Source organism: Agromyces sp. NPDC060279, from assembly GCF_042726785.1.
Taxonomy (GTDB): Bacteria; Actinomycetota; Actinomycetes; order Actinomycetales; family Microbacteriaceae; genus Agromyces.
The window spans coordinates 12219-35694 of record NZ_JBHXBK010000007.1; the positions used below are offsets into that span (position 1 = coordinate 12219).

Consider the following 23476-nt stretch of genomic DNA (forward strand, 5'->3'; position numbering starts at 1 on the left):
GCTCTCCGAGACGCGCGGCGCGCGCGACCTAGACTTGCCGCATGGCGAAGGATGCCGCGGGCGGAGCGCCCACCCTCGAGATGGTCGCGCGACGCGCCGGCGTCTCGCGCGCGACGGTCAGTCGCGTCGTGAACGGTTCGCCGAAGGTGAGCCCCGAGGTCGTGACCGCCGTGAACGCGGCCGTCGCCGAGCTCCGCTACGTGCCGAACCGGGCGGCCCGTTCGCTGGCCCGCCGCTCCTCGAGCGCCATCGCCCTGATCGTGCCGGAGGACGTCACCGTCTTCTTCGGCGACCCCTACTTCGCGGCGGTCGTGCAGGGCATCATGGACCGCATCGACGACAGCGAGTACGTGCTGAACCTGCTCGTGGCCTCGGCGGATCCGCAGCGCAAGACCCGCGGCTACCTCGAGTCGGGCGTCGTCGACGGGGCGATCGTCATCTCGCACCACGCGGGCGACGAGCTGTTCGAGCGCGCGGCGGTCCCGCTCGTGTACGGCGGCCGCCCGCCGGCTGGCATCGATGCGTACGTCGTCGACGTCGACAACGTCGAGGCCGCCGTGCGCGGCACCGAACGCCTGATCGAGATCGGCCGGCGCCGGATCGGCACGATCTCGGGCCCCCTCGACATGCCCGCCGGCATCGACCGGCTCGAGGGATTCCGCCGCGCGGTCGAGGCGGCCGGCCTGCCCGCCGACCTCGTCGAGACGGGCGACTTCACCGCCGAGGGCGCGACCGCTGCGACCCGGCGATTGCTCGACCGGGTCGGCGACGGCCGCGACGGGCGCCCGCTCGGCGTCGACGCCCTGTTCGTCGCGAGCGACCTGATGGCGACGGGCGCACTCGCCGTGCTCGCCGAGCGCGGGCTCACCGCGCCGGCGGACGTCGCGATCGTCGGCTTCGACGACAGTCCTGCGGCGCTGCGCGCCGGGGTGCCGCTCACCACGGTCGCCCAGCCCTCAGCCGAGCAGGGCCGGCTCATGGCCGAGCTGCTCATCCGCCTGATCGAGGGCGACGAGACGGTTCCGCGGCAGACGATCCTGCCGACCCGCCTCGTGCTGCGCGACTCGGCGTAGCGGTCGAGGCGGGCCGGTCGTGTGCCACCCGAACCCGTCTCAGCCGAGCGCGCGGAGCGAGCGCTCGATGAGCCCCCAGAAGCGGTCGACGTCGAGGTCGAGCGCGACGGTCGCGTTGTGCTCGCGGCCGAGGATGTCGATGAGGTCCGTGCTCGTCGCGCCGCGGGTCTCGGTGCCGTCGAGCTCGACATCGATGCGGGTGCGCACCGTCGTCGCGACCGCCGGGTCGGCGAGCAGGGCGACGGTGATCGGGTCGTGCAGCGGCCCGTCGGGCATCCGCTCGGCGCGCTCGTAGGTGGAGCAGAAGAACTCGAGCAGCTCGACGCCGAACGCCGAGAGCGGGGTGCCGATCGCAGACAGGCGGTCGCGCACCTCGCGGGTGATGAGCGCCTGGTGCGAGATGTTCAGGCCGACCATGTTGAAGTCGACGCCGCTGTCGAGCGCGATCTTGATCGCCTCGGGGTCGGTCCAGGCGTTGAACTCGGCGTACGGGGTGACGTTGCCGCGGGTCGTCGAGCCGCCCATCCAGACGATGCGGGCGATCCGCGGGGCCAGCTCGGCGTGGTCGCGCAGCAGCACGGCGACGTTCGTGAGCGGGCCGGTCGCGACGATCGTGACGGGCTCGGCGGAGGCCTCGATGACGTCGCGCATGAGCGTGATCGCGTCGCGCTCGTCGAGCGGCACGGTCGGCTCGGGCAGCACCGGCCCGCCGAGGGCGTTGTCGCCGTGGATCCAGTCGGCCGGGTGCAGCTCGCCTGCGAGCGGACCGGCGGCACCGGCCGCGATCGGCACGCCCTCGATGCCGGCGACGGTGCAGGCGATGCGGGCGTTCAGCGTGGTGTGCTCGAGGCGGCCGTTGCCGCCGACGGTCGTGATCGCCCGGAGCTCGATCGCGGGGTCGCCCGCAGCCAGCCAGATGGCGAACACGTCGTCGTGGCCGGGGTCGCAGTCGAGGATGATGGGGGTGGTCATGGCCGCTCCGGTGGTCTCGGGCGCAGGGCGCGGGATGCCGTGGCGGCATCCGTGCCAGACTGTACAAGCTTTGCGTAATCGATTGCACTCTGCGGCGTCGATTTTGTCAAGCCCCTCCCCCGCGAGGCCCCGGAAACCCCGTACAGTGGGAGCGATGCGCCCGCCCGGGTGCGCAAGACCGGAGCAGTCGATGCCGCACGCCGTGACCCTGCAGGAGGTCGCCGACGCCGCCGGCGTGTCCGTCGCGACCGCGTCGCGGGCGCTCTCCGGCAAGAACCGCGTGGCCGCCGACACCGTCGCCAAGGTCCGCGCCGTCGCCGCCGAGCTCGGCTACCGGGTCGACCCGATCGCCCGGGCGCTCCGCGAGGGCTCCACCCGCATCGTCGGGATGATCGTCCCGGTCATCGGCAACCCCTACTTCGCCCAGCTCGTCGACGCGGTCGAGCACGAGCTGCACCGCGCCGGCTTCGAGCTGCTGCTCGCCGACTCGCACGGCGAGCTCGCCGAGGAGTCGCGCCGCCTCACCGTCTTCGGCGACCGCAAGGTCGACGGGATCGTCATCGTGCCCTCGCACCGGCAACGCTCCGCGGGCGCCCTGCGCGCCGTGGGCGCCGAGATCCCGCTCGTGCAGATCGACCGCTCGGCGGGCGTCTCGCTCGCCGACTACGTGGGCGTCGACAACGAGATCGGCCTCGGCCTCGCCCTCGAGCACGTGCACGAGCGCGGCGCCCGCTCGCTCGTCTACGTCGGCGCCGACGACGTCACCTCCAGTGGCGTCGAGCGCTGGAACGCCTTCGACCGCACCGTCGACCGCGACACCGTCGCGGTGGGCGAGCCGTTCCGGGGCGACTTCAGCCTCGCTACCGGCGCCGCGGCCGCCGACGCGCTCGTCGCCCGCGGCGAGCTGCCCGACGCCGTCATCGCCGCCTCCGACCTCATCGCGCTCGGCCTCATCGGCCGGCTCCGCGAGCACGGCGTCGAGGTGCCGCGCGATCTGCTCGTCACCGGCTTCGACGGCACCGAGCTCTCGCAGGTGCTGGCGCCGACGCTCACGACCGTCGTGCAGCCGATCGAGGCGGTCGCGGCCGACGCCATCGGCTTCCTGCTGTCGCGCGTCGCCGGCTCGACGGCTCCGGTGCGCAGCAGCCGGGTCGCGCCGACCCTGCTCGTGGGCGGTTCGACCACGCGCTGAGCGCATGCCCGCCGAGCGGCGGCGCCGGGGCGCGCGCGCCGACGCACGGATGCCGCGGGGCGCCTCGGGCCCCGCGGCATCCGCCGTTCCGGATGATCCGGTTACGCTCGCTCGCTACGGCGCGTTGACCGACTCGACCACGATCTCGCCCGAGATGATCTGCTCCCGGATGGCGTCGACGGCCGCCGCGAGCTCGGGGCTCACCGAGTCCTCGTACTCGTGGAAGGGCGCGATCGCGACCCCGTCGTTGGCGAGCTCGCCGATGTACGGGCTGTTGTCGAACTCGTCCTCGACGGCCTGCCCGATGAGCTCGACGACCGCGTCGGCCATCTGCTTCATGACCGAGGTCAGCATGACGTCGGCGAGGTCGGGCGAGAGCTCGACCACGTCGTTGTCGACGCCGACGAGCACGACGTCGCCCGGCGCCTCGTGCGCCGCCTCGCCGCTGCCGAGGTAGAGCGAGCCGGCGACGGGCATGATGACGTCGGCGCCCTGGTCGATGAACGTCTGGGTCAGCGTCTTGCCCGCGGCGATGTCGGTGAAGGTGCCGGCGAAGGTGCCGTCCTGGGCCGCCTTGTTCCAGCCGAGCAGCTTCACGTCGGTGCCGGCGTCGGCGTTGTAGCGGTCGACGCCGTCGGAGAAGCCGTCCATGAACAGCAGCACCGGCGGGAACGGCTGGCCGCCGAAGACCGCGACCGTGCCCGTCTTCGAGTAGCCCGCCGCGAGGTAGCCCGCGAGGAACGAGGCCTGCGCCGTGTCGAAGACGACCGGCTTGACGTTCGGCAGCTCGATCGAGGAGTCGTCGATGATCGCGAACCGCGAATCGGGGTTCTGCTCGGCCGCGGCCTTCGTGGCTTCGGCGAGCGAGAAGCCGACCGTGACGGTGAAGTCGCAGCCCTGGTCGACGGACTGGGCGAGGTTCGGCGCGTAGTCGTTCTCCGTCGTGGACTCGAGGCGCAGCGTCTCAACGCCGTACTTCTCCTCGGCGGTGTCGAGCGCGGCGAGCACGGCCTGGTTGAAGCCGCGGTCGTCGAAGCCGCCGAAGTCGGAGACCATACAGGCGAGGAAGTCGGTGGTCGCGGCGGCGTCGCCGCTCTCGGCCGGGGGCGCCGAGCAGGCGGTCAGGGCGGTCGCGAGGCCGCCGATGGCGGCGAGCGCGACGGCGGTCCGGGTGCGGTGCTGTCTCACGGGTACTCCTTCGTCTGGCGAGGCAGGGGGGATGCAAGGACGGATGCGTCAGCAAAAGTTGCGCAATCGATTACGCATCGCGTGGCACCATGATACTGCTGCGGCTCTGCGCCGCAAGAGGACCGCGGGCCATCCGCCGCCGCGCCATCCCTCCCGCAGCTCCCTCGCTCCCGCCCACCCGTACGCCATCCCACCCGTGTGGTCAGCATTTGCAGGTCCGGCGGCGCGGGGCCCCGCAAATACCGACTTCATGCGGGATGCCGAAGGGAATCGGGGCCGGCACCTCACCTTCACCCCACCCGTGTGGTCAGTATTTGCGGGTCAGGCGGCGCGGGGACCCGCAAATACTGACTTCATGCGAGGGAGGAGAGGGAGCGGCGGGAGGGCGGGCGCAGGATGCCTCGGCCGGCGCTCAGCGGAAGGCGGGCACGACCTCGGCGGCGAGCAGCTCCAGCACCTCGAGGTCGTCGAAGTCGAGCACCTGCAGGTAGAGCGTCTCGACGCCGAGCTCCGCGAGCCCGCCGATGCGGTCGACGACCTGGGCGACGGTGCCGCCGATGCCGTCCCGGGCGAGCTCCGCCGGGTCGTGGTCGATGGCCGCGGCACGGCGCCGGTAGGCGGCATCCGTCTCCCCCACCGTCGTCGTGAGGGCCGCCGAGTAGACGAGCGAACCCGGCTCGCGGCCGAACTCCTCCGCCGCCCGGCGCACGCGCCCGAAGGCCTCGGCGATCTCCTGGTCGGTGCTGAACGGCACGTTGTACTCGTGCGCGAAGCGCGCGGCGAGCGCCGGCGTGCGGCTCGGGCCGGTGCCGCCGACGATGATCGGCACCGGGTCCTGCACGGGCTTCGGCAGCGCCGGGGAGTCCTGGAGCGTGTAGTGGTCGCCCTCGAACGAGAAGCGCCCGCCGACGGGCGTCGACCACAGCCCGGTGATGATCTCGAGCTGCTCCTCGAGCAGGCCGAAGCGCTGCGCCGGGAACGGGATGCCGTACGCCGAATGCTCCGCGGCGAACCATCCCGTGCCCAGCCCGAACTCGACCCGGCCGCCGCTCATCGCGTCGACCTGCGCGACCTGGATCGCGGTGAGCCCCGGATGCCGGAAGGTCACGCTCGTGACGAGCGTGCCAAGCCGGATCGTCGACGTCTCGCGCGCGAGCGCCCCGAGCGTCACCCAGGAGTCGGTCGGCCCCGGCATCCCGTCGCCGCCCATCGTGAGCAGGTGATCGCTGCGGAAGAACGCGTCGAAGCCGAGCCGCTCCGCGGCGAGCGCCATCGCGAGCTGCTGCTCGTAGCTCGCCCCCATCTGCGGTTCGGTGAAGATCCGGAACTTCATGCGCGCTCCTTCGCGTCGAGCGCCGTGGCCGGCGCGGTGGCACTGCTTTCGAAGACCGTGCCGGGCACCTCGCCGAGGCGAGCTCGCATCACGGCGACGGCGTCGGGATGCTCGTCGACGAGCACGAAGCGCCGGCCGAGGGCCGCGGCGACTGCGCCCGTCGTGCCGGAGCCGGCGAAGAAGTCGAGCACCCAGTCGCCCTCGCGGGTGGAGGCCTGCACGATGCGGCGCAGCACCCCCTCGGGCTTCTGCGTCGGATAGCCCGTCTTCTCGCGCCCGGTCGGCGAGACGATCGTGTGCCACCAGACGTCGGTGGGCAGCTTGCCGGCGGCCGCCTTCTCGGGCGTGACGAGCCCGGGCGCCATGTACGGCTCGCGGTCGACCTCGGCCGAGTCGAACCAGTAGCGGTCCGGATCCTTCACGTAGACGAGGATCGTGTCGTGCTTCGTCGGCCAGCGGCGCTTCGTCTTCGCGCCGTAGTCGTAGGCCCAGATGATCTCGTTGAGGAAGCACTCGCGCCCGAAGAGCGCGTCGAGCAGCACCTTCGCGTAGTGCGCCTCGCGGTAGTCGAGGTGCAGGTAGAGGGTGCCGTCGTCGGCGAGCAGCCGCCACGCCTCGAGCAGCCTCGGCTCGAGGAACGCCCAGTAGTCCTCGAAGCGGTCGTCGTAGCGCAGCAGATCGCCGCGCACCCGTTCGTAGCGCTGGCCGGCGAAGCCGCGGACCGTCGCGGGAGCGGGGCGCGGGCCGGCATCGGGGTCGGGGTCCTCGGATGCCTCGTCGGGCTCGAGCTCCGGCTCGACGATGCGCACGTGGCTCGTCGTGCGCCGCTCCTGCGGCCGGCCGGTGTTGAACGGCGGGTCGAGGTAGATCATCGTGAAGCGGCCGTCGGGCAGCGTCGGCAGCACGTCGAGGTTGTCGGCGTGGATGACGCGGTTCGGTTCGGCGGCGGCCACGCGTTCCAGTCTGCCAGCAGGCGAAGGCGTGCGGCCGCTACGATGCCCGCGGGAGGCCAGGATGCGCACGCTCGTCGTCTACGAATCCATGTTCGGCAACACCGCCGCGGTGGCGGCCGCGATGGCGCGGGCGCTCACGCCCACCGGCGCGGTGCGCCTGGAGCTTGCCGACACCCGCCCCGACGTCGGCGATGCGGAACTCGTCATCGTCGGTTCACCGACGCACGGCTTCGCGCTGCCGAGCCGGCTCTCGCGCCGGGCGGCGCGGGCCCAGGGGGCGGATGCCTCGGCCGCGAGCCGCGCGGGGATCCGCGAGTGGCTCGCCGAGCTCGCGACGGTGCGCACCGATCCCGCGCCGTTCGCGGCGACGTTCGACGTGCGGCAGGCCCCGGGCACGGCGGGCGCCCCCTCGCATCGGGTGCGGCGCCGGCTCGACGGGCTCGGCTTCCGCACGATCGGCGAGCCGGCGTCGTTCCGGGTGGGGCCGACCGCCGGGCCGCTCCGCGACGGCGAGCTCGAGCGCGCCGCCGCCTGGGCCGAGGGGCTGCTCGGCGCGGCCCGCTGAGCCCGGTTCGCTGAGGCATGGTTCGCTGAGCTCGTCTGGTTCGCTGAGCTCGACTGGTTCGCTGAGCTCGTCGAAGCGAAGGCCCGGCACGCTTCGACTCGTTCGCTTCGACGAGCTCAGCGGACCAGGCGCTTCGACAGGCTCAGCGAACCAGGCGCTTCGACGAGCTCAGCGAACCACGTCAGTGCCCGTGGGCGTGCGCGTCGCTGAGCTCGCGCCCGGCCGCCGGGTCGTCCCCCGCGGCGGCTCCGACCGCCTCCGCCACCGCACCGAGCGAGTGCACCACTCGCCCGCCGACCATCGTGACCTCGGCGTGCTCGCCGAGGAGCCCCGCCGGGTCGTGCTCGTGCGCGTAGAGGTCGCCCGACCAGACGACGAGGTCGGCGTCCATGCCCACGGCGAGCCGGCCGCGCGAGCCCTCGAGGTGCCAGGCCCGCGCCCCGTGCACGGTGTACGCCTCGAGCGAGCGGTCGAGGCCGACGCGTTCGGCGGCGGTCCAGGCATCCGTCCCGTCGAGCGCGGCGCGCGTCGCCGCCGAGAACACGCCGACGAGCGGGTCCATCTCGCCCACCTGCCAGTCGCTCGAGAACGCGACCGTCGCACCCGAATCGAGGAGACTGCGGAACCGCCACGCGCGATCCCAGCGAGCCTCGCCGACGTTCTCCATCCAGGTGCCCGCGACGAGGTCGGGCGAGCAGTGCCGGGGCTGCATCGCAGCCGTCACCCCGAGCTCCGCGAAGCGGGGCAGGTCGTCGGGGTGCAGGCACTCGACGTGCACGACACCGTGCCGGCGATCGTTCGCGCCGTTCACCCGCTGCGCCTGCTCGATCGCGTCGAGGGCGAGCCGGATGCCGCCGTCGCCCGTCGCGTGCGTGTGGGTCTGCAGGCCGAGCCGGTCGAGCTCGGTCACGATGTCGACGAGCTCGCGCCCGCCGTTGCCGGCGTAGCTCGGACGGCCGCGCCGTCCGGGCCGGTTCGCGTAGTCCTCGAGCATGAGTGCGGTGTGCGGCTCGATCACGTCGTCGGCGTAGAGCTTGATCGGGCCGAGGCGCAGCAGCCCCTCGGCATCCGCCTCGGCCGACGCGCGGTCGATCGTCTCCCGGAGCCGCGTGCGGAACGCGCCATCCGCCCCGACCGGGTGGAACAGCGCCGCGATCACCCGCGAGCTCAGCACCCCCTCGGCGAGGGCGCGCTCGAACAGGGGCAGCTCGGCGAGCGGCACCTGCGGCTCGACGACGGTCGTGATGCCGAGCGCCGTCGCCATCCGCATGCTCGACTGCAGCTTGCGGTACCGGCGCTCGGGCGAATACATCGGGATGTCGCGCTGCAGCTCGGCGAGGCCGGCCTCCGTCATCGCGCTCGTGTAGAAGTCGGTGACCCACCCGGTGGGCTCGCCCGTCGCGGGGTCGCGCTCCGGCCGGCCCCACGCGATCTCGCCGCCGGCGGCGATGCCGAGCACGCGCAGCGCGGCGTCGTTCAGCCAGACGGAGTGCTGATCGTACGTCGTGACGAACATCGGCCGGCCGGCGGGGTCGAGCCCGGCGAGGTCGGCCGCGTTCGGGCGGCGGCCCTGCACGACGGCGTAGACGGCGTTCTCGGCGCAGATCCACGGCAGCTCGGGGCGTCGCGCCGCGAAGTCCGCGATGCGACGGCGCACCTCGTCGAGGGTGTGCGCGCCCTCGAGCGAGACGGCGTCCTCGTCGAAGCCGAGCAGCAGGTGGTTGTGGCTGTCGATGACGCCGGGGGTCACGAGTCGCCCCTCGGCGTGCACGGTGCGGCGCGCCGCCGGCGCCGCAGCGGCAGGCCCGACGTAGGCGATGCGCCCGTCGGCGACGCCGACCGCCTCCGCCCAGGGCGCCGCGGCGTCGAAGGTGCGCACGCGGGCGCCGGTGATCAGGGTGTCGAGGGTCACTTCACGGGCTCCAGTTCGTCGTCGTCGGCCTCGAGCAGGTGGGCGGCACCTGGATGCCTGCGGAGGTAGAGCAGGTAGTAGAGGAATCCCGCGGCGACGATGCCCGCCGCGAGGCCGAGGCTCAGCCACTGCGCCGGATCGAGGATGCCGACCACGAAGATCGTCGCGATCGCGATGAGGGCGACGACCGGCGGCGCGGGCCACAGCGGCATGCGGAAGCCGCCGCTCGGCACCGTCTCGCCGGCACGGCGGCGGCGGACGACGAGGGCCGCGATGGCGATGAAGCCGTAGCTGAAGGCGAGGGTCGAACCGGTCGCGTTCAGCAGGATGTCGAAGGGCACGAAGCAGGCGGCGAGGGCGATAAGGCCCATGACGATCGTCGCGCGCACCGGCATCCGCGTCGTCGGCGAGATCGTCGCGAGCGGGCGGGCGATGGCGGCCGGCATGGCCTGGTCGCGCGCGGCCGCGAACAGCAGGCGACCCGACTGCAGGGCGATCGCGATGATCGCGTTCACGATCGCGAGGGCGATCGCGACGAGGATGACGATCGAGACCGCCTCGCCCGCGCGCGCTGTGAGGAAGGACTCGACGGGCAGCGCCGCGCCGAACAGCTCCTCGAGGGAGTCGGTGCCGAGCAGGATCGCCGAGAGCGGCACGATCTCGGCGACGACCGTGATGAGCGCCGACCACAGCACGGCGCGGGCGATGGTGCGCCGGGCGTTGCGGGTCTCCTCGGCGAAGTAGATGGCGCCGCCGTAGCCGTTGTACGAGAAGATGCCCTGCGTCACCGCGAGCACGAGGCCGGCGATGCCGAGCGGGGCGAGCCCACCGGTGGCGGCGTCGAGGGCCTGCGGGTCGAGCAGGGCCGTGACGGGGCGCTCGATGTGGATGAAGCCGAGCAGGGCGAGGAAGGCGAGCGCCGCCATCTCCACGAAGAGGAACGCGCCGGTCACCCAGGCGTTCGTGCGGATGTTGAAGCACGCGGTGACGGTGGCGAGCGCGATCACGATGAGGGCGGTCCACATGGGATCGAGGCCGGCGATCGCGACGCCGAGGTAGTCGGCGACGCCGATGCCGAAGATCGCGACGATGAGCGGCAGCGTGATCAGGTTGATGAAGAAGACGGCGGCGCCGGCGGCCGGGCCGAGCACGCGGTTCACGAGGGTGTAGTCGCCTCCGGCGATCGGATGCCTCGAGCCGAGTTCGGCGTAGCAGTACGCGACGAGCAGGCTGATCACGCCCGCGAGGAGGAAGCCCCAGAAGACGCCGGTGCCGTAGGTGGCGAGGGCGGCGCCGCCCAGGATGAAGACGCTCGACGCCGGCGAGATGCCCGAGAGCGTGATGAGCACGTTGCCGCCGACGCCGAGCGAACGCGAGAGCTGGGCGCCGTGCGTCGTCGTGGCGGCGGTGTCGAGGGCGGGCGGACCCGCCGGGGTGGGGGTGGTCATGGGGGCGGTCTCTCTTCGTCGGGGAACCGTGGCGGCTGCGGCCGGTCCGATTCTTTGACGCTGGAGTCAAAGAATTCCCCGAGTCTGGCAAAGGGGTCGGCTAATGTCAAGGTCATGGCCCGACCCCGAGATCAGCGCGCCCGCCGCGAAGCGCTCATCGAGGCGACGTATGCCGCCGGACGCATGCACGGGCTCCGCTCGCTCTCGCTGACCGACGTCGCCGCGCAGGCCGGCCTCACCCGGGGCGCCATCCTCTACTACTACGAGGACCTCGACGCTCTGCTCGTCGAGGCGCACGCCGCCGGCATCGAGCGCTTCTGCGACGCCCGCGACGCCGCCGTCGCGGCGCTCGACGACCCTCGCGAGCAGCTGTCGGCGGCCATCTCGGGCGGGCTGCCGAGCGGTCCCGACGACGCCCTGATGAGCCTGCTCTACGAGTTCGACGTGCTCGCGGGCAACTCGGCGCTGCACGACGAGCTCGTGCAGAAGCTCTACCTTCGGCAGCTCGGCACCTACCGGGGCATCCTCGCCGCCGGCCGCGCGAGCGGCGCCTTCGCCCCGCGCCTCGACGACGAGCAGCTCGCGATGACCTTCGTCGCGCTCGAGGACGCGTACGGCCTGCACATCGTCGGCGGCAATGCGCTCATGACGGTCGCGACCGCCGAGGCCGCGATGCGCGCCGTCGCCGCCGACCTCGGCTGCCCCGTGGCTCGCTGAGTCGCTGGTTCCCCGAGCTTGTCGAGGGGCCGAGCCCGTCGAGGGGATGGTTCCCCGAGCCCGTGGAGGGGCGCTTCGACAAGCTCAGCGAACCAGCGCTTCGACGAGCTCAGCGAACCAGGGCGCTAGACGTCGAGGCGGATGCTGCCGCGGAAGCGGTCGGAGGGATCGGGCTCCGCCGTCGGGTCGCCCTGCTCGTCGGCGAAGGCGATGCCCTTGTCACCGTCGGGCGTCGGCGCGGGCGTGGGCAGCCGGTTCTGCTTCTCGACCTCGAGCTGCGCCTCGTACTTGCGCGGTGCGAACACCTCGTCGCCGATCATGAGCACCGCGTGCCCGGACGGCTTGCCGCGCTTCGTCTTGTCGGAGAGGTCGATCCACCCACGGCGCACCAGGAACGTGCCGACCGCCACCACGGCGACGGCGATCAGTGCCCAGGCCCACCACTCCATCCGGGCGATTGTAGCGTCCGACGCTGAGCGTTCCTCGCGCCATCCGCCCGCCTGTGGACAGTCGAGGCCTAGGGAACCCGGTTGAGCCACTCCGGGGTCGCGAACTTCGAGGCGACGAGCTCCTCGGCCTCGGCGAGCTCGTCGGGCGCGACCGTGCCGGGCTGCGCGCCGTACAGCGAGACGAACGTCTGCTCGAGGCGCTCGATGATCTCGGCGCGGCTGAGTCCGGTCTGCGCGCGCAGCGGGTCGACGCGCTTGGCCGCCGAGGCGATGCCCTTGTCGCTGATCTTCTCGCGGCCGATGCGCAGCACCTCGAGCATCTTCTCGTTGTCGAGGTCGTAGGACATCGTCACGTGGTGCAGCACGCCGCCGTTGCCGAGCCGCTTCTGCGCGGCCCCGCCGATCTTGCCGGCCGGGCTCGCGATGTCGTTGAGCGGCTGGTACGTGGCCTCGATGCCGAGCGAGCGCAGGCCCTGCAGCACCCAGTCGTCGAGGAAGGCGTAGGAGTCGGCGAAGCTCATGCCCTGCACGAGCTCGGCCGGCACGTAGAGCGAGTACGTGACGACGTTGCCCTTCTCCATCATCATCGCGCCGCCGCCCGAGATGCGCCGGACGACCTCGAAGCCGTGCTTGGCGGCCCCCTCCGGGTCGACCTCGTTCTTCACCGACTGGAACGAGCCGATCACGACCGCGGACTCGTCCCACTCCCAGAAGCGCAGGGTCGGCTTGCGACGGCCGTCGCCGACGCGGCTCGCGAGCACCTCGTCGAGCGCGAGGTGCAGGCGCGGCGGTACGGCGGGGTCGTGCACGAGCTCCCACTCGTAGTCGGTCCAGCTGCGCGCCTCGGTGAGGGCGCGGCGCACGACCACGGCGACCGCCTCGGGCGAGAAGCCGAGCAGCACCGCGTCGGGGCGGAGGCCGTCGGCCACCGCCTTCGCGATCGTCTTCGCATCGGATGCCGCGGGCAGGCCGTCGAGCGCCCGGTCGAGGTCGCCGAGCGCCTCGTCGGGTTCGAGGAAGAAATCGCCGGCGACCCGCGGATTGCGGATCAGTCCGTCGACGACGTCGAAGTCGACGACGACGAGCTTGCCCCCGGGAACCTTGTACTCACCGTGCATGCCCCAAGCCTACGGTCGCCGCGGCATCCGCGCGCAGCGCCCGCCTGGCCGTCCACCACCAGCCGAAGGCGACGGCGGCGGCCGAGACCGCGACCGCCGGGAGCTGCACGACGACGGCCCCGCCGCCGAGCGTGCCGAACGCGACCCACGACGCGACGGCCCCGATCACCGCACCGAGGGTCCCGAATGCCGCGAGGTGCCAGCCGAGGGCCGGCACCCGCTGCAGCGCCCACCCCAGCAGCCAGGCGAGGATGCCGCCGAGGACGAGTGCGCCGAGGGTCCACGGGGTCTGGGAGAGGAAGGTGTAGAACACCGAGGCGATCCCGAAGGCCAACGACTGCCCCACCGGATCGCTCGAGCTCGGCGCGAGGAGGCCGGCCACGATCCCCACCACGGCGTAGACGAGCGGGAACGCGAGCTGGAAGGCGAGCCACGCCAGGCCCGCGCCGCGCGCGAACTCGCCGAAGGTGAAGGCCATGGGGCGCTCCGCCGTGCGCGGGGTGCCGCGGCCGTAGCGTTCGGCGAGCGACTCGGCGGCCGGGCCCGTGCCCGGCTCCGGCGCGCTCATGCCCGCACCGCCGCGACCAGTTCGACCAGCTCCCGCAGCGGACGGCGCAGCATCGGCAGCCGCGCGAGCGGCAGCGCCAGACCGAGCAGGCGCAGGCCGCCGTCGAGCAGGCGCAGGGTGCGCTCGCGACCGGGCGAGCGGTCGTACGCCCAGAAGAGCGCGAGCAGCAGGTAGGCGAGCCAGAACACCTCGGGGAGCGAGCGGGCGAGGTCGTCGGGCAGGGAGTGGCGCGCCCCGGCGACGGCGTCGCGGAAGAGCCCCACGGCGAGCTCTCGCGCTTCGGCGGAGTCCTCGGCGAGCGGGTTGAGCGGCGAGCGGGGCGAGATCGCGGCGGTGAGGAAGCCCGGGGCGAACGCGTGGAACGGTTCGAGCGTCGCGAGCCCCGTGCGGTAGACGATGCCGAGGCGATCGACGAGGTCATCGCTGCCGGCGAGCAGCTCGCTCGCGGCCGCCCGGTGCTCGCGCTGCACCTCGGCGTAGAGCTCTTGCACGAGGTGGTTCTTCGTCGGGAAGTAGTAGTACGCGTTGCCGAGCGACACCCCGGCCTCCTGCGCGATGAGGCGAAGCGTGGTGTCGTCGTAGCCGCGTTCGCGGAAGGAGGCGAGGGCGGTGTCGCGGATGAGCGCGCGGGTGCGTTCGGCCTTCGCGCCGGTCTTCCGCCTCGGGCCCGTGCGCTCGGGCTCGGTGTCCGGCTCGGGCTCGGTGTCGCCGTCGCTGCGCTCATTTTCGAACATGTTCAAAAGATACCCGCCTCGCAGCCGACGCGCCACCCCCACGAGTACGCTGTGGCCATGACGACGTTCTTCCTCGCTCGCCACGGCGAGACCGTCTGGCACGCCGAACACCGCTACGCGGGCAACTCCGACGTCGCGCTCACCCGGCACGGGCTCGGCCAGGCGGCGGCGCTCGGCGCCTGGGCCGTCGACGCCCGGCTCGACGCCATCGTCGCCTCGCCGCTCAGCCGCGCGCAGCGCTCCGCCGCGCCCGCCGTCGAGACGACCGGCCTCGAACTGCGCATCGAGCCGCGGCTCGTCGAGGTCGACTTCGGCGTCGCCGAGGGGCTCACGCCCGACGAACTCGCCGAGCGGTTCCCGGCCGAGTGGGCGGCGTTCTGCCGCGCACCCGCCTCGAACCCGTTCCCCGGCGGCGAGTCGGGGCGGGCGGGCCTCGCCCGAGCACTGCCGGCGCTCGACGAGCTCGTGCAGGAGTTCCCCGACGGGCGCGTGCTGATCGTCGCCCACGCGACGCTCATCCGGCTGCTGTTCTGCGAGCTGGCGGGCATGGACCCCGACGGCTACCGCGACCTGCTGCCCGTGCTCGGCAACTGCAACGTCACGACGATCGTCTACCCGTGGTCGATGGAGTCGAGCGCGAGGCATCCGAACCATCCCCGGATGCGCCTGCTCGGCTTCGACGTGCCGCCGGACCGCGCCGCCACCTGAGCCGCCGGCCCGCCCCGCCGGCCCGCCCTATTCGACTTGCCCGACTTTCATGAAAGTCGGGCAAGTCGGAACAGGGAAGGCGCCACTCAGTCGACGGCGAAGCGCTCGTCGAGCCAGGCGACGAGGTCGGCGCGCACCTCTTCGCGGTTCGTCTCGTTGAAGATCTCGTGCCGCGCGCCCGCGTAGACGATCAGCTCGACATCGACGAGGCCCGACCGGCGCACGTACGCCTCGGCGAGCCGGCGCGCGCTCTCCTCGCCGCCGAGCGGATCGTCATCACCGACCATGATGAGCAGCGGCAGCTCCTTCGGCAGGTTCCGCGCCGGGCGGCCGAGCAGCCGCGCGGCGTCGAGCAGGCCGAAGAGCTTCTGCAGCGAGACGTCGGTCGTGTACGGGTCGGCCATGAAGGCCTCGGCGACGGCGCGGTCGCGGGAGAGCCACTCGACCGTCGTCGCGCCGAGGTGGGCGTGCCGCTTGTTGAGGTCTCCGCCGTTCATGTGCCGGAGCGTGCGATACGCGGTGCCGGTGAGCACGACGCCGTCGTAGCGCTCGGCGTGCCGGTTCACGATGATCTGGCCCATGAGCGAGCCCCAGGAGTGGCCGAGGTACACGAGCGGCAGCTCGTAGCCCTCGGCCTCGCGGATCACCTCGGTGAACTGCTCGACCGCCGAGATCGTCGCGACGAGCCCGCCGGGGCCGAGCTTGCCCATCCGGGTGAGGTCGCCGCCGTGCTGCTCGAAGCCCGTCTTGCCGTGGCCGCGGTGGTCGTCGGCCCACACCGAGTAGCCGGCCGCGTTCAGCGCCGCGATGAGCTCGCCGTAGCGGCCGATGTGCTCGCCGACGCCGTGGGCGAGCTGGATCACCGCATGCGCGTCGGGCACCCGCCACGACTCGTAGTGGATCCGGACGCCGTGCGAGTCGGTGAAGGTCGCCATGCGCTCATCATGGCAGGCGGGCTCCGCCCGCGCACGGCTCGACCGGCCCGGCGCGGCTCACGCGATTTACTTAGCCACACTAATTTGTTAGACTAACGATCATGACGGATGCCGCGACCAGCACCGCCTCGACCGACGCACGCCGCCCCGAGGCATCCCGCCGTCGTACCCTCGCCGAGCAGTCCACCGAGCTGCGCATCGCGATCATGCGACTGTCGCGGCGACTGCGACAGGAGCGCAGCGACACCGAGATCAGCGGCTCGCAGTTCTCGACCCTCGGCTGGATCCACAGCGAGGGGCCGCTCACCATCGGCCGACTCGCCGAGCTCGAACGCGTCACCGCGCCGTCGATGAACCGCACCGTGAACTGCCTCGTCGACGCCGGCTACGCGGTGCGCTCGAGCTCGCCCGACGACGGCCGCAAGGTGCTCGTCACCGCCACCGAGGCGGGCTCGCGCGTCGTGCTCGAGACCCGCAAACGGCGCGACGCGTGGATCGCGAAGCGCTACGCCGCCCTCTCCCCCGACGAGCGCGAGACGCTCGCCCGCGCCACCACGATCCTCGGGAGGCTCATCGACCAGTGAGTGCCATGTTCCGTTCCCTCGCCCACGTCAACTACCGCATCTGGTTCATCGGGGCCCTCGTGTCGAACATCGGCGCGTGGATGCAGGCCACCGCCCAGAACTGGGTCGTCCTCACCGAGCTCAGCGACAACGACGCCCTCGCCGTCGGCATCACGATGGCGCTGCAGTTCGCCCCGCAGCTGCTGCTCGTGCCCGTCACCGGCCTCATCGCCGACCGCTTCGATCGCCGCAAGATCCTCGTCGTGACGCAGTCCTCGATGATGCTGCTCGGCCTCGCGCTCGGCATGCTGCTGATCTTCGGCCACGCCGAACTCTGGCACCTCTACATCTTCGCCGGCCTGCTCGGCATCGTGAACGCCGTCGACAACCCGGCCAGGCAGACCTTCGTCACCGACCTCGTCGCGAGCTCCGACATGTCGAACGCCGTCGCCCTGAACTCCGCCTCGTTCAACACCGCCCGGCTCATCGGCCCGGCGGTCGCGGGGCTGCTCATCGTCGTCGTCGGCTCCGGCTGGGTGTTCGTGATCAACGCGGCCAGCTTCGTCGCGGTGCTCGCGGCGCTCGCGATGCTGCGCGGGCGCAAGCTCAAGCGGATGCCTCGGGCCCCGCGCGAGCGCGGCGCGTTCATCGCGGGCTTCCGCTACGTGTGGAGCCGCCCCGACCTCGTCGTCGTCTTCGTGATCGTGTTCCTCGTGGGCGCGTTCGGCATGAACTTCCCGATCTTCTCCTCGACGATGGCGGTGGAGTTCGGCCGCGGCGCCGGCGAGTATGGCCTGCTGAACTCCATCCTCGCGATCGGTTCGCTCGCGGGCGCCCTGCTCGCCGCCCGGCGCGAGCGTGCTCGCATGCGCATCATCATCGTCGCGGCGGCGGGCTTCGGCGTCGCTGCGCTGCTCTCGGCGGTCATGCCGGAGTTCGGCTGGTTCGCCGCCTCGACCGTGCTCATCGGCTTCACCGCGGTGACCCTGCTCACGACCGCGAACGGCTACGTGCAGACGACGACCGAGCCGGTGCTGCGCGGGCGCGTGCTGGCGCTCTACTTCGCGATCCTCTCCGGCGGCACCCCGATCGGCGCCCCGATCGTCGGCGCCGTGGCGAACAGCTGGGGCCCGCGTTGGGGGCTCGGCGTCGCCGCGATCGCGGCGGGGGTTGCGGCGCTGATCGGCCTCGGCTGGCTCGTGGCGTCGCGCGGCATGCGCCTGGTGCGGCATCCTGAGCGCCGCTGGGCCGCCGCCGTGCGCTTCGAGGAGCCGCCGACCGCGGCGATCGCCGTCGTGCCGACCTCGGCCATCCCGGCGGCGCGCACCGAGGCCGTGCCGGTCATCCCCGCGGAGGCGCTGCAGGTGCCGACCGAGGCGAGCCCCATCGCGGACGCCTCGGACTCGGCCGTGCGCCCGCGCCGGGGCAGGTTCGGCGGCACGCGCCGGGCCAGGGTCGCCCGCTCGAGGTAGGCGCCGGCCGCTCACGGGAGGGCCGGCCGTCCCCGCGGGAGGAGATCGTCGCTTCGGGAGGCCTCGGCCGCGCGAGACATCCTCCCGCGGTGCGAATCTCCTCCGCCGCCGGAAGCCAGCAGGCCGGGTCAGGCCGGGCCGGGCCAGGCCGGCCGGGCCCAGCCGCTAGATGACGCCCAGCGCCAGCATGGCGTCGGCGACCCGCGTGAAGCCCGCGATGTTCGCGCCGACCACGTAGTCGCCGGGGGCGCCGTACTCCTCGGCCGTGGCCGCGGTGCGCTCGTGGATCGCCTCCATGATCTCGGCGAGCCGCTGCTCGGTGTGCTCGAAGCTCCACGAATCGCGCGAGGCGTTCTGCTGCATCTCGAGCGCGCTCGTCGCGACCCCGCCGGCGTTGGCCGCCTTGCCCGGCCCGAAGAGCACGCCGGCCTCGCGGAACACGCGCACGGCGCCCGGCGTGGCGGGCATGTTCGCGCCCTCGGCGACGGCGACGAGCCCGTTCGCGACGAGCTTCGCCGCCTGCGCCTCGCTGAGCTCGTTCTGGGTCGCGCAGGGCAGGGCCACGTGGATCGGCTCGTCGCTCTCGATGTCCCAGACGGATGCCCCGGGCAGGAAGCGGGCGCGGCCGCCGCGCTCCTCCGCGTAGACGGCGATGCGCTCGCGGCGGCGCTCCTTCACGTCGCGGAGCAGAGCCAGGTCGATGCCGTCGGGATCGTGGATGGCACCGGACGAGTCGGAGGCCCCGACCACGACGCCGCCGAGCTCGACGACCTTCTCGATCGCGTAGATCGCCACGTTGCCGGAGCCCGAGACGAGCGCGCGGGCGCCGTCGAAGGAGCGGCTGCGGGTCTGCAGCATGTGCTGGGTGAAGTACACGGCGCCGTAGCCGGTCGCTTCGGTGCGCACGAGCGAACCGCCCCAGGTCAGGCCCTTGCCGGTGAGCACGCCGGACTCGTACTGGTTCGTCATCCGCTTGTACTGGCCGAACAGGTAGCCGATCTCCCGGCCGCCGACGCCGATGTCGCCCGCCGGCACGTCGCGGTACTCGCCGACGTGGCGCGAGAGCTCGGTCATGAACGACTGGCAGAAGCGCATGATCTCCCCCTCGGACTTGCCCTTGGGGTCGAAGTCGCTGCCGCCCTTGCCTCCGCCGATCGGCATGCCGGTGAGGGCGTTCTTGAAGATCTGCTCGAAGCCGAGGAACTTGACCGTGCCGAGGCCGACCGTCGGGTGGAAGCGCAGGCCGCCCTTGTACGGGCCGAGCGCCGAGTTGAACTGCACGCGGAAGCCGCGGTTGATGCGCACGCGGTTCGCGTCGTCGACCCACGGCACCCGGAAGATGATCTGCCGCTCGGGCTCGCAGATGCGCTCGAGGATCGACGCCTGCACGTACTGCGGGTTCCGCTCGAGCACGCGGTCGAGGGAGCCGAAGACCTCGCGGACGGCCTGGTGGAACTCGGGCTCACCGGGGTTGCGGGACAGGATCTCGTCGTAGACGTCGTCGATCAGATTCGGGGTCGCGGGCACGCGGAACTCCTTCGGGACTTGGCGGACGGGAAGCGCAAGGGCCGGGGCCGGTGCGGGGTCGCCGAGCGACGCGCCGTTGCGTGCGGGCTGGGTCCACCATAGCCAGCCGGACCGGAGACTCCGCAACTGTGACGGCCGCCCGCCCGGCGGCTCAGTGGCCGTGGGCGAGCTGCTGCAGCAGCACGACGACCGCGCCGAGCGCGACGAGGATGCCGAGGGCGATGAGCTGCTTCCACCAGGCGATGCGGGTGCGCCGCACGGCGGCGTAGCCGATCACCCCGAGCGTCGCGAGGTACACGATGCTCGAGATGCGCAGCGCGGGCCCGAGCTCCAGCATCCCGGCCCAGGCGAGCGCGAGCAGCACGAGCGGCAGCGCCGCCGAGGCGAGCGCGGTGCTCGACACCCGGACCATCCGTGCCGCCTCGGCGCGATCCGGGAACGCCTCGTGCACCGCGAGATGGGCGATCACATCGGCCACGAAGCCCGCCGCCGTGATCGCGACGATGCCGACGAGCAGCGTCACCGTCGCGCGCGCCGCGTCGATGTGTTCGACGTTGGAGTGCTGCACCAGCACGATGGCGAGCCCGGTGAAGGTCGCGTACACGCGCTCTTTCAGGGCATCCGCCCGTTCCTCGCTCGCCCGATCCGGCCTGGCCATGCGCCCCAAGCTAGCAGCGGGCGGCCGCGGCGGCCGCGTTCCGGCGTGTGCATGCGGCTCTGGAAGGATGGCGGCATGAGCGACGCGCGACTCACGGTGACCGTGCCCGGCGAGACCCTGCTGCGGGCCCTCGAGGCCACGCCGGGCGGAATCCCCGAGGGAGCCGAGGTGCTCATCTGGGGGCTCGACTCGCCGCCGCCCGCACCGCGGCTCGACCTCGTCGTGCCGCCCTACATGGATGCGGCCGACAGGGTGGGCGCCCTCGCCGGCGTCGAGTGCCGTCTCGTGCAGTCGCAGTCGATCGGCTACGACGATCTCGTCGAGGTGCTGCCCGCCGGTCACGTGCTCGCGAACGCCGCCAGCGTGCACGAGCCCTCCACCGCCGAGCTCGCCGTCGGCCTGATGATCGCCGCGCAGCGCGGCATCCCCCAGTTCGTGCGCGCCGCCGACGAAGGCCGCTGGGCGCCCGAGCGCCGGCCGAGCCTCGCCGACCGGCGGGTGCTGCTCCTCGGCGTCGGCGGCGTGGGCCGGGCGATCGAGGACCGTCTGGCCCCCTTCGAGGTCGAGCTCACCCGCGTCGCGAGCCGCGCCAGGGACGACGAGCGCGGTCACGTGCACGGCATCGACGAGCTGCCCGAGCTGCTGCCCGCGGCCGAGATCGTCGTCGTCGGCGTGCCGCTCACCGAGGCGACGACCGGCCTCGTCGACGCCGACTTCCTCGCCGCACTGCCCGACGGCGCGCTCGTCGTGAACGTCGCCCGCGGCAAGGTCGCCGACACCGACGCGGTGCTCGCCGAGGCCCGCAGCGGGCGGCTCCGCTTCGCGCTCGACGTCGTCGACCCCGAGCCGCTGCCCGAAGGGCACCCCCTGTTCGCCCTGCCGAACGTGCTGATCACGCCGCACGTCGGCGGGGCCTCGTCGGCGATGATGCCGAGGATGGCCCGGCTGCTGCGGGAGCAGATCGAGCGCATGCTCGCCGGCGAGCAGCCGCGCAACATCGTGTTCCGCAGCTGAGCGCGCCGAGGCATCCGCCCCGCGCCCGCCGGTCCCCACGGCTCAGGAGCCGCGGGCACAACTCAGGAACGCCGCCCCTGCGCCCGACACAACTCAGGATCCCCGCGGCAGAACCCGTGCGATTCCGGGGAGCGCCGAAGATCTCGGCACCCATAACCGCCAGATGTTCCTGAGTTGTGTGCGGGGCGGGGGCGGGGGGCGCTCAGGCCGCCCGCACGGATGCCTCGGCGAGCGCCGCGAGCTCGGCCGCCGTGAGCTCGAGCTCGGCGGAGGCGAGCAGCGCGGGCAGCTGCGCCGTGGTGCGGGCGCTCGCGATCGGCGCGGCGACGGTCGGCTGGCTGTGCAGCCAGGCGAGCGACACCGTCGCGACCTCGACCCCGTGCGCGGCGGCGATCTCGTCGAGCGCGGCGAGCACGGCCTGCCCGCGCGCGTCGAGGTACTCGGCGGCACCGCCCGCGCGGACGCTCGCGCCGGGGGCCTCGACGTCGGCGGCATCGCGGTACTTGCCGGCGAGGAAGCCCTTCGCGAGCGAGAAGTACGGCAGCACCGCGAGCTCCTCGCGCTCGGCGCGCTCGCGCAGCGCCCCTTCGAACTCGCGCTCGACGAGGTTGTAGTGCGGCTGCAGCGCGACGGCGCGGTGGAACCCGTTCTCGGCGGTCACGCGGAACCACTCGTCGATGCGCTCGGGCGTGTAGTTCGAGATCGCGATGGCCCGCACCTTGCCCGCGTCCACGAGCGCGGAGAGGGCGCCGACGGTCTCCTCGAGCGGCACGGACTCGTCGTCGAAGTGCGCGTAGTAGAGGTCGATCCGATCGGTGCCGAGTCGCGTCAGCGAGGCATCCGCCGCGGCCCGGATGTTCGCGGCCGAGAGCCCGGCGAACTCCGGGTGCGTGCTGACCTTGCTCGCGATGGCGAGTTCGTCGCGGTCGGAGCGGCCGGCGAGCCAGCGGCCGATGATCGTCTCGCTCTCGCCGCCGCTGTGCCCCGGGACCCAGCGCGAGTAGCCGTCGGCGGTGTCGAGGAGCGTGCCGCCGCCCGCGGCGAAGGCGTCGAGCACCTCGAAGGACGTCGTCTCGTCGGCCGTCCAGCCGAACACGTTGCCGCCGAGGGCGAGCGGGAACGGGCGCACCCCGAGCGTCTCGGCGAGGCGGGCGAGGGCGGGGCTGACGGCGGCGGTGGCGCTGGATTCGGTCATGCCTCCCGCCAACGGCGACCCCCGCGCGGGTATTCCCCGTTCAGGCGCGCGGCGTAGGCTCGCGTCATGCCGGCATCCAGCGAACCCCGCGTGGCCCTCTACTTCGACTTCGACAACATCGTCATCTCCCGCTACGACCAGCTGCACGGCGACAGCTCCTACCGCCGCGACACCTCGCGGTCGAAGTCCCCGACCGCGGGCACCAAGACCGCGGAGCGACTGCGGGAGGCGACGGTCGACGTCGACGCCGTGCTCGACTTCGCGGCCACGTTCGGCACGATCGCGATCGCCCGGGCGTACGCCGACTGGTCGGGGCACGTGAACGCGAGCTACCGCGGGCAGCTCATCGACCGCGCGGTCGACCTGGTGCAGCTCTTCCCGCTCTCCTCGACGAAGAACGGGGCGGACATCCGGCTCGCGGTCGACGCGGTGGAGGACATGTTCCGCCTCGACGACCTCACGCACATCGTGATCGTCGCGGGCGACTCCGACTACGTGGCGCTCGCGCAGAAGGCGAAGCGGCTCGGCCGCTACGTCGTCGGCATCGGCGTCGCGGGCGGCACGAGCCGCGCGCTCACCGCCGCGTGCGACGAGTACGCGGACTACGACGCGCTGCTCGCGACCGATGCGGCGGTCGGCGACGACGAGGACGAGGCGGCGGCTTCGGCCCCGGCCGACGGCGCAGCGGATGCCGCCCCGGAGGCCGCTCCTGCCGCGACGGGCGGTTCGGGCTCGCGACGGCGGCGCGGCGGAGGCAAGCCGCAGGAGGTCGCGGCCGAGGCGAGCGCCGAGGACCAGGAGGATGCCGAGGCCCCCGCCCCGCCCGCCGAACGCCCCTCGGCGCGCACGCTGCAGTTCATGCCGCCGGTCGAGCCGGTGGCCGAGGCGTCCGGCAGCCCCCGCAACCCCGGGCGGCTGCTGCTGAAGGCCATCGAGCTGCTGCGCTCGAAGAACGACGAGGAGTGGCAGAGCTCCAGCGCCGTGAAGAACCAGATGATGCGGATGGATCCGACGTTCCAGGAGCGCCGGCTCGGCTTCGCCTCGTTCACGGAGTTCCTGAAGTCGCGGGGCGGCGTCGTCGAGCTGGATGAGTCGGGCCGGGGCCGCGTGCGCATCCGCCCGAAGAAGGGCTGAGCGGGCTCCCCGCTGAAGCGGCGCCCGTGTGGTCTGACCACATCTGCT

Annotated in this window: 23 protein-coding genes; 9 read left to right on the top strand and 14 right to left on the bottom strand. The window is 72.7% G+C overall.

Features of this window, described 5'->3' with window-relative positions; all coding sequences use genetic code 11:
* Positions 1–41 precede the first annotated feature (41 nt).
* The gene (locus ACFWE1_RS15595; protein ID WP_376934322.1) at positions 42–1073 is read left to right on the top strand and encodes a LacI family DNA-binding transcriptional regulator; all 1032 of its coding nucleotides are present in this window, start codon (positions 42–44) and stop codon (positions 1071–1073) included.
* 39 nt (positions 1074–1112) lie between these two features.
* Here the strand turns inward: ACFWE1_RS15595 and ACFWE1_RS15600 are convergent, their stop codons facing one another.
* Positions 1113–2045, bottom strand: a complete 933-nt coding sequence (locus tag ACFWE1_RS15600; RefSeq protein WP_376934323.1) for a nucleoside hydrolase — start codon at positions 2043–2045, stop codon at positions 1113–1115.
* 190 nt (positions 2046–2235) lie between these two features.
* Between ACFWE1_RS15600 and ACFWE1_RS15605 the strand changes: the two genes are divergently transcribed.
* Positions 2236–3237, top strand: coding sequence for a LacI family DNA-binding transcriptional regulator (locus ACFWE1_RS15605; protein ID WP_376934324.1), 1002 nt, complete (start codon positions 2236–2238; stop codon positions 3235–3237).
* A gap of 114 nt (positions 3238–3351) precedes the next feature.
* Here ACFWE1_RS15605 and ACFWE1_RS15610 read toward each other — a convergent pair whose 3' ends face one another.
* From ACFWE1_RS15610 to ACFWE1_RS15620, 3 genes are all read right to left on the bottom strand, one after another.
* Positions 3352–4425, bottom strand: a complete 1074-nt coding sequence (locus tag ACFWE1_RS15610) for a BMP family protein (RefSeq protein WP_376934325.1) — start codon at positions 4423–4425, stop codon at positions 3352–3354.
* Positions 4426–4837: 412 nt separating this feature from the next.
* A complete protein-coding gene (locus ACFWE1_RS15615) occupies positions 4838–5758 on the bottom strand; it encodes an LLM class F420-dependent oxidoreductase (protein WP_376934326.1) in 921 nt (306 codons plus the stop codon).
* Positions 5755–6711, bottom strand: a complete 957-nt coding sequence (locus ACFWE1_RS15620) for a DNA-methyltransferase (protein WP_376934327.1) — start codon at positions 6709–6711, stop codon at positions 5755–5757. The genes ACFWE1_RS15615 and ACFWE1_RS15620 overlap by 4 nt, the downstream gene beginning before the upstream one ends.
* Before the next feature lie 61 nt (positions 6712–6772).
* On the opposite strand from ACFWE1_RS15620, the gene ACFWE1_RS15625 reads away from it, so the two are divergent.
* Positions 6773–7276: a flavodoxin family protein gene (locus ACFWE1_RS15625; RefSeq protein WP_376934328.1), complete on the top strand. Its 504-nt coding sequence runs from the start codon at positions 6773–6775 to the stop codon at positions 7274–7276.
* 181 nt (positions 7277–7457) lie between these two features.
* On the opposite strand, the gene ACFWE1_RS15630 is transcribed toward ACFWE1_RS15625, so the two are convergent.
* The gene (locus ACFWE1_RS15630) at positions 7458–9188 is read right to left on the bottom strand and encodes an amidohydrolase (RefSeq protein ID WP_376934329.1); all 1731 of its coding nucleotides are present in this window, start codon (positions 9186–9188) and stop codon (positions 7458–7460) included.
* Complete coding sequence (locus ACFWE1_RS15635) at positions 9185–10636, bottom strand: APC family permease (protein ID WP_376934330.1); 1452 nt, start codon at positions 10634–10636, stop codon at positions 9185–9187. The genes ACFWE1_RS15630 and ACFWE1_RS15635 overlap by 4 nt, the downstream gene beginning before the upstream one ends.
* A gap of 114 nt (positions 10637–10750) precedes the next feature.
* Between ACFWE1_RS15635 and ACFWE1_RS15640 the strand changes: the two genes are divergently transcribed.
* Positions 10751–11353, top strand: a complete 603-nt coding sequence (locus ACFWE1_RS15640) for a TetR/AcrR family transcriptional regulator (protein ID WP_376934331.1) — start codon at positions 10751–10753, stop codon at positions 11351–11353.
* 125 nt (positions 11354–11478) lie between these two features.
* Here ACFWE1_RS15640 and ACFWE1_RS15645 read toward each other — a convergent pair whose 3' ends face one another.
* The 4 genes from ACFWE1_RS15645 to ACFWE1_RS15660 all read right to left on the bottom strand — a co-directional run bounded on the left by ACFWE1_RS15645 (position 11479) and on the right by ACFWE1_RS15660 (position 14222).
* Positions 11479–11802, bottom strand: a complete 324-nt coding sequence (locus ACFWE1_RS15645; RefSeq protein ID WP_376934332.1) for a hypothetical protein — start codon at positions 11800–11802, stop codon at positions 11479–11481.
* Positions 11803–11870: 68 nt separating this feature from the next.
* Positions 11871–12920 (bottom strand): biotin/lipoate A/B protein ligase family protein, encoded by a 1050-nt coding sequence (locus tag ACFWE1_RS15650; RefSeq protein ID WP_376934333.1) that lies wholly within the window; start codon positions 12918–12920, stop codon positions 11871–11873.
* The gene (locus tag ACFWE1_RS15655; RefSeq protein ID WP_376934334.1) at positions 12910–13488 is read right to left on the bottom strand and encodes a hypothetical protein; all 579 of its coding nucleotides are present in this window, start codon (positions 13486–13488) and stop codon (positions 12910–12912) included. Before ACFWE1_RS15655 ends, ACFWE1_RS15650 begins: the two co-directional genes overlap by 11 nt.
* The gene (locus tag ACFWE1_RS15660; protein ID WP_376934335.1) at positions 13485–14222 is read right to left on the bottom strand and encodes a TetR family transcriptional regulator; all 738 of its coding nucleotides are present in this window, start codon (positions 14220–14222) and stop codon (positions 13485–13487) included. Before ACFWE1_RS15660 ends, ACFWE1_RS15655 begins: the two co-directional genes overlap by 4 nt.
* A gap of 57 nt (positions 14223–14279) precedes the next feature.
* Between ACFWE1_RS15660 and ACFWE1_RS15665 the strand changes: the two genes are divergently transcribed.
* Positions 14280–14930, top strand: a complete 651-nt coding sequence (locus ACFWE1_RS15665) for a histidine phosphatase family protein (protein WP_376934336.1) — start codon at positions 14280–14282, stop codon at positions 14928–14930.
* An 86-nt stretch (positions 14931–15016) separates the two neighbouring features.
* Here the strand turns inward: ACFWE1_RS15665 and ACFWE1_RS15670 are convergent, their stop codons facing one another.
* Positions 15017–15865 carry an alpha/beta hydrolase gene (locus tag ACFWE1_RS15670; RefSeq protein ID WP_376934337.1) on the bottom strand — a complete coding sequence of 283 codons (849 nt, stop codon included), beginning with the start codon at positions 15863–15865 and terminating at the stop codon, positions 15017–15019.
* A 101-nt stretch (positions 15866–15966) separates the two neighbouring features.
* Between ACFWE1_RS15670 and ACFWE1_RS15675 the strand changes: the two genes are divergently transcribed.
* Together ACFWE1_RS15675 and ACFWE1_RS15680 are read left to right on the top strand one after the other, a co-directional pair.
* Positions 15967–16449 carry a MarR family winged helix-turn-helix transcriptional regulator gene (locus tag ACFWE1_RS15675; RefSeq protein ID WP_189085286.1) on the top strand — a complete coding sequence of 161 codons (483 nt, stop codon included), beginning with the start codon at positions 15967–15969 and terminating at the stop codon, positions 16447–16449.
* 5 nt (positions 16450–16454) lie between these two features.
* Positions 16455–17900 carry an MFS transporter gene (locus ACFWE1_RS15680; RefSeq protein ID WP_376934338.1) on the top strand — a complete coding sequence of 482 codons (1446 nt, stop codon included), beginning with the start codon at positions 16455–16457 and terminating at the stop codon, positions 17898–17900.
* A gap of 165 nt (positions 17901–18065) precedes the next feature.
* Here the strand turns inward: ACFWE1_RS15680 and gdhA are convergent, their stop codons facing one another.
* Together gdhA and ACFWE1_RS15690 are read right to left on the bottom strand one after the other, a co-directional pair.
* The gene (gene gdhA / locus ACFWE1_RS15685; RefSeq protein ID WP_376934339.1) at positions 18066–19427 is read right to left on the bottom strand and encodes an NADP-specific glutamate dehydrogenase; all 1362 of its coding nucleotides are present in this window, start codon (positions 19425–19427) and stop codon (positions 18066–18068) included.
* A gap of 151 nt (positions 19428–19578) precedes the next feature.
* Complete coding sequence (locus tag ACFWE1_RS15690; RefSeq protein ID WP_376934340.1) at positions 19579–20085, bottom strand: hypothetical protein; 507 nt, start codon at positions 20083–20085, stop codon at positions 19579–19581.
* 75 nt (positions 20086–20160) lie between these two features.
* Here ACFWE1_RS15690 and ACFWE1_RS15695 point away from each other — a divergent pair, with 75 nt between their 5' ends.
* Complete coding sequence (locus ACFWE1_RS15695; RefSeq protein ID WP_376934341.1) at positions 20161–21099, top strand: 2-hydroxyacid dehydrogenase; 939 nt, start codon at positions 20161–20163, stop codon at positions 21097–21099.
* 202 nt (positions 21100–21301) lie between these two features.
* Here the strand turns inward: ACFWE1_RS15695 and ACFWE1_RS15700 are convergent, their stop codons facing one another.
* The gene (locus tag ACFWE1_RS15700; RefSeq protein ID WP_376934342.1) at positions 21302–22294 is read right to left on the bottom strand and encodes an aldo/keto reductase; all 993 of its coding nucleotides are present in this window, start codon (positions 22292–22294) and stop codon (positions 21302–21304) included.
* Positions 22295–22360: 66 nt separating this feature from the next.
* Between ACFWE1_RS15700 and ACFWE1_RS15705 the strand changes: the two genes are divergently transcribed.
* Positions 22361–23428, top strand: a complete 1068-nt coding sequence (locus ACFWE1_RS15705) for an NYN domain-containing protein (protein ID WP_376934343.1) — start codon at positions 22361–22363, stop codon at positions 23426–23428.
* Positions 23429–23476 lie beyond the last annotated feature (48 nt).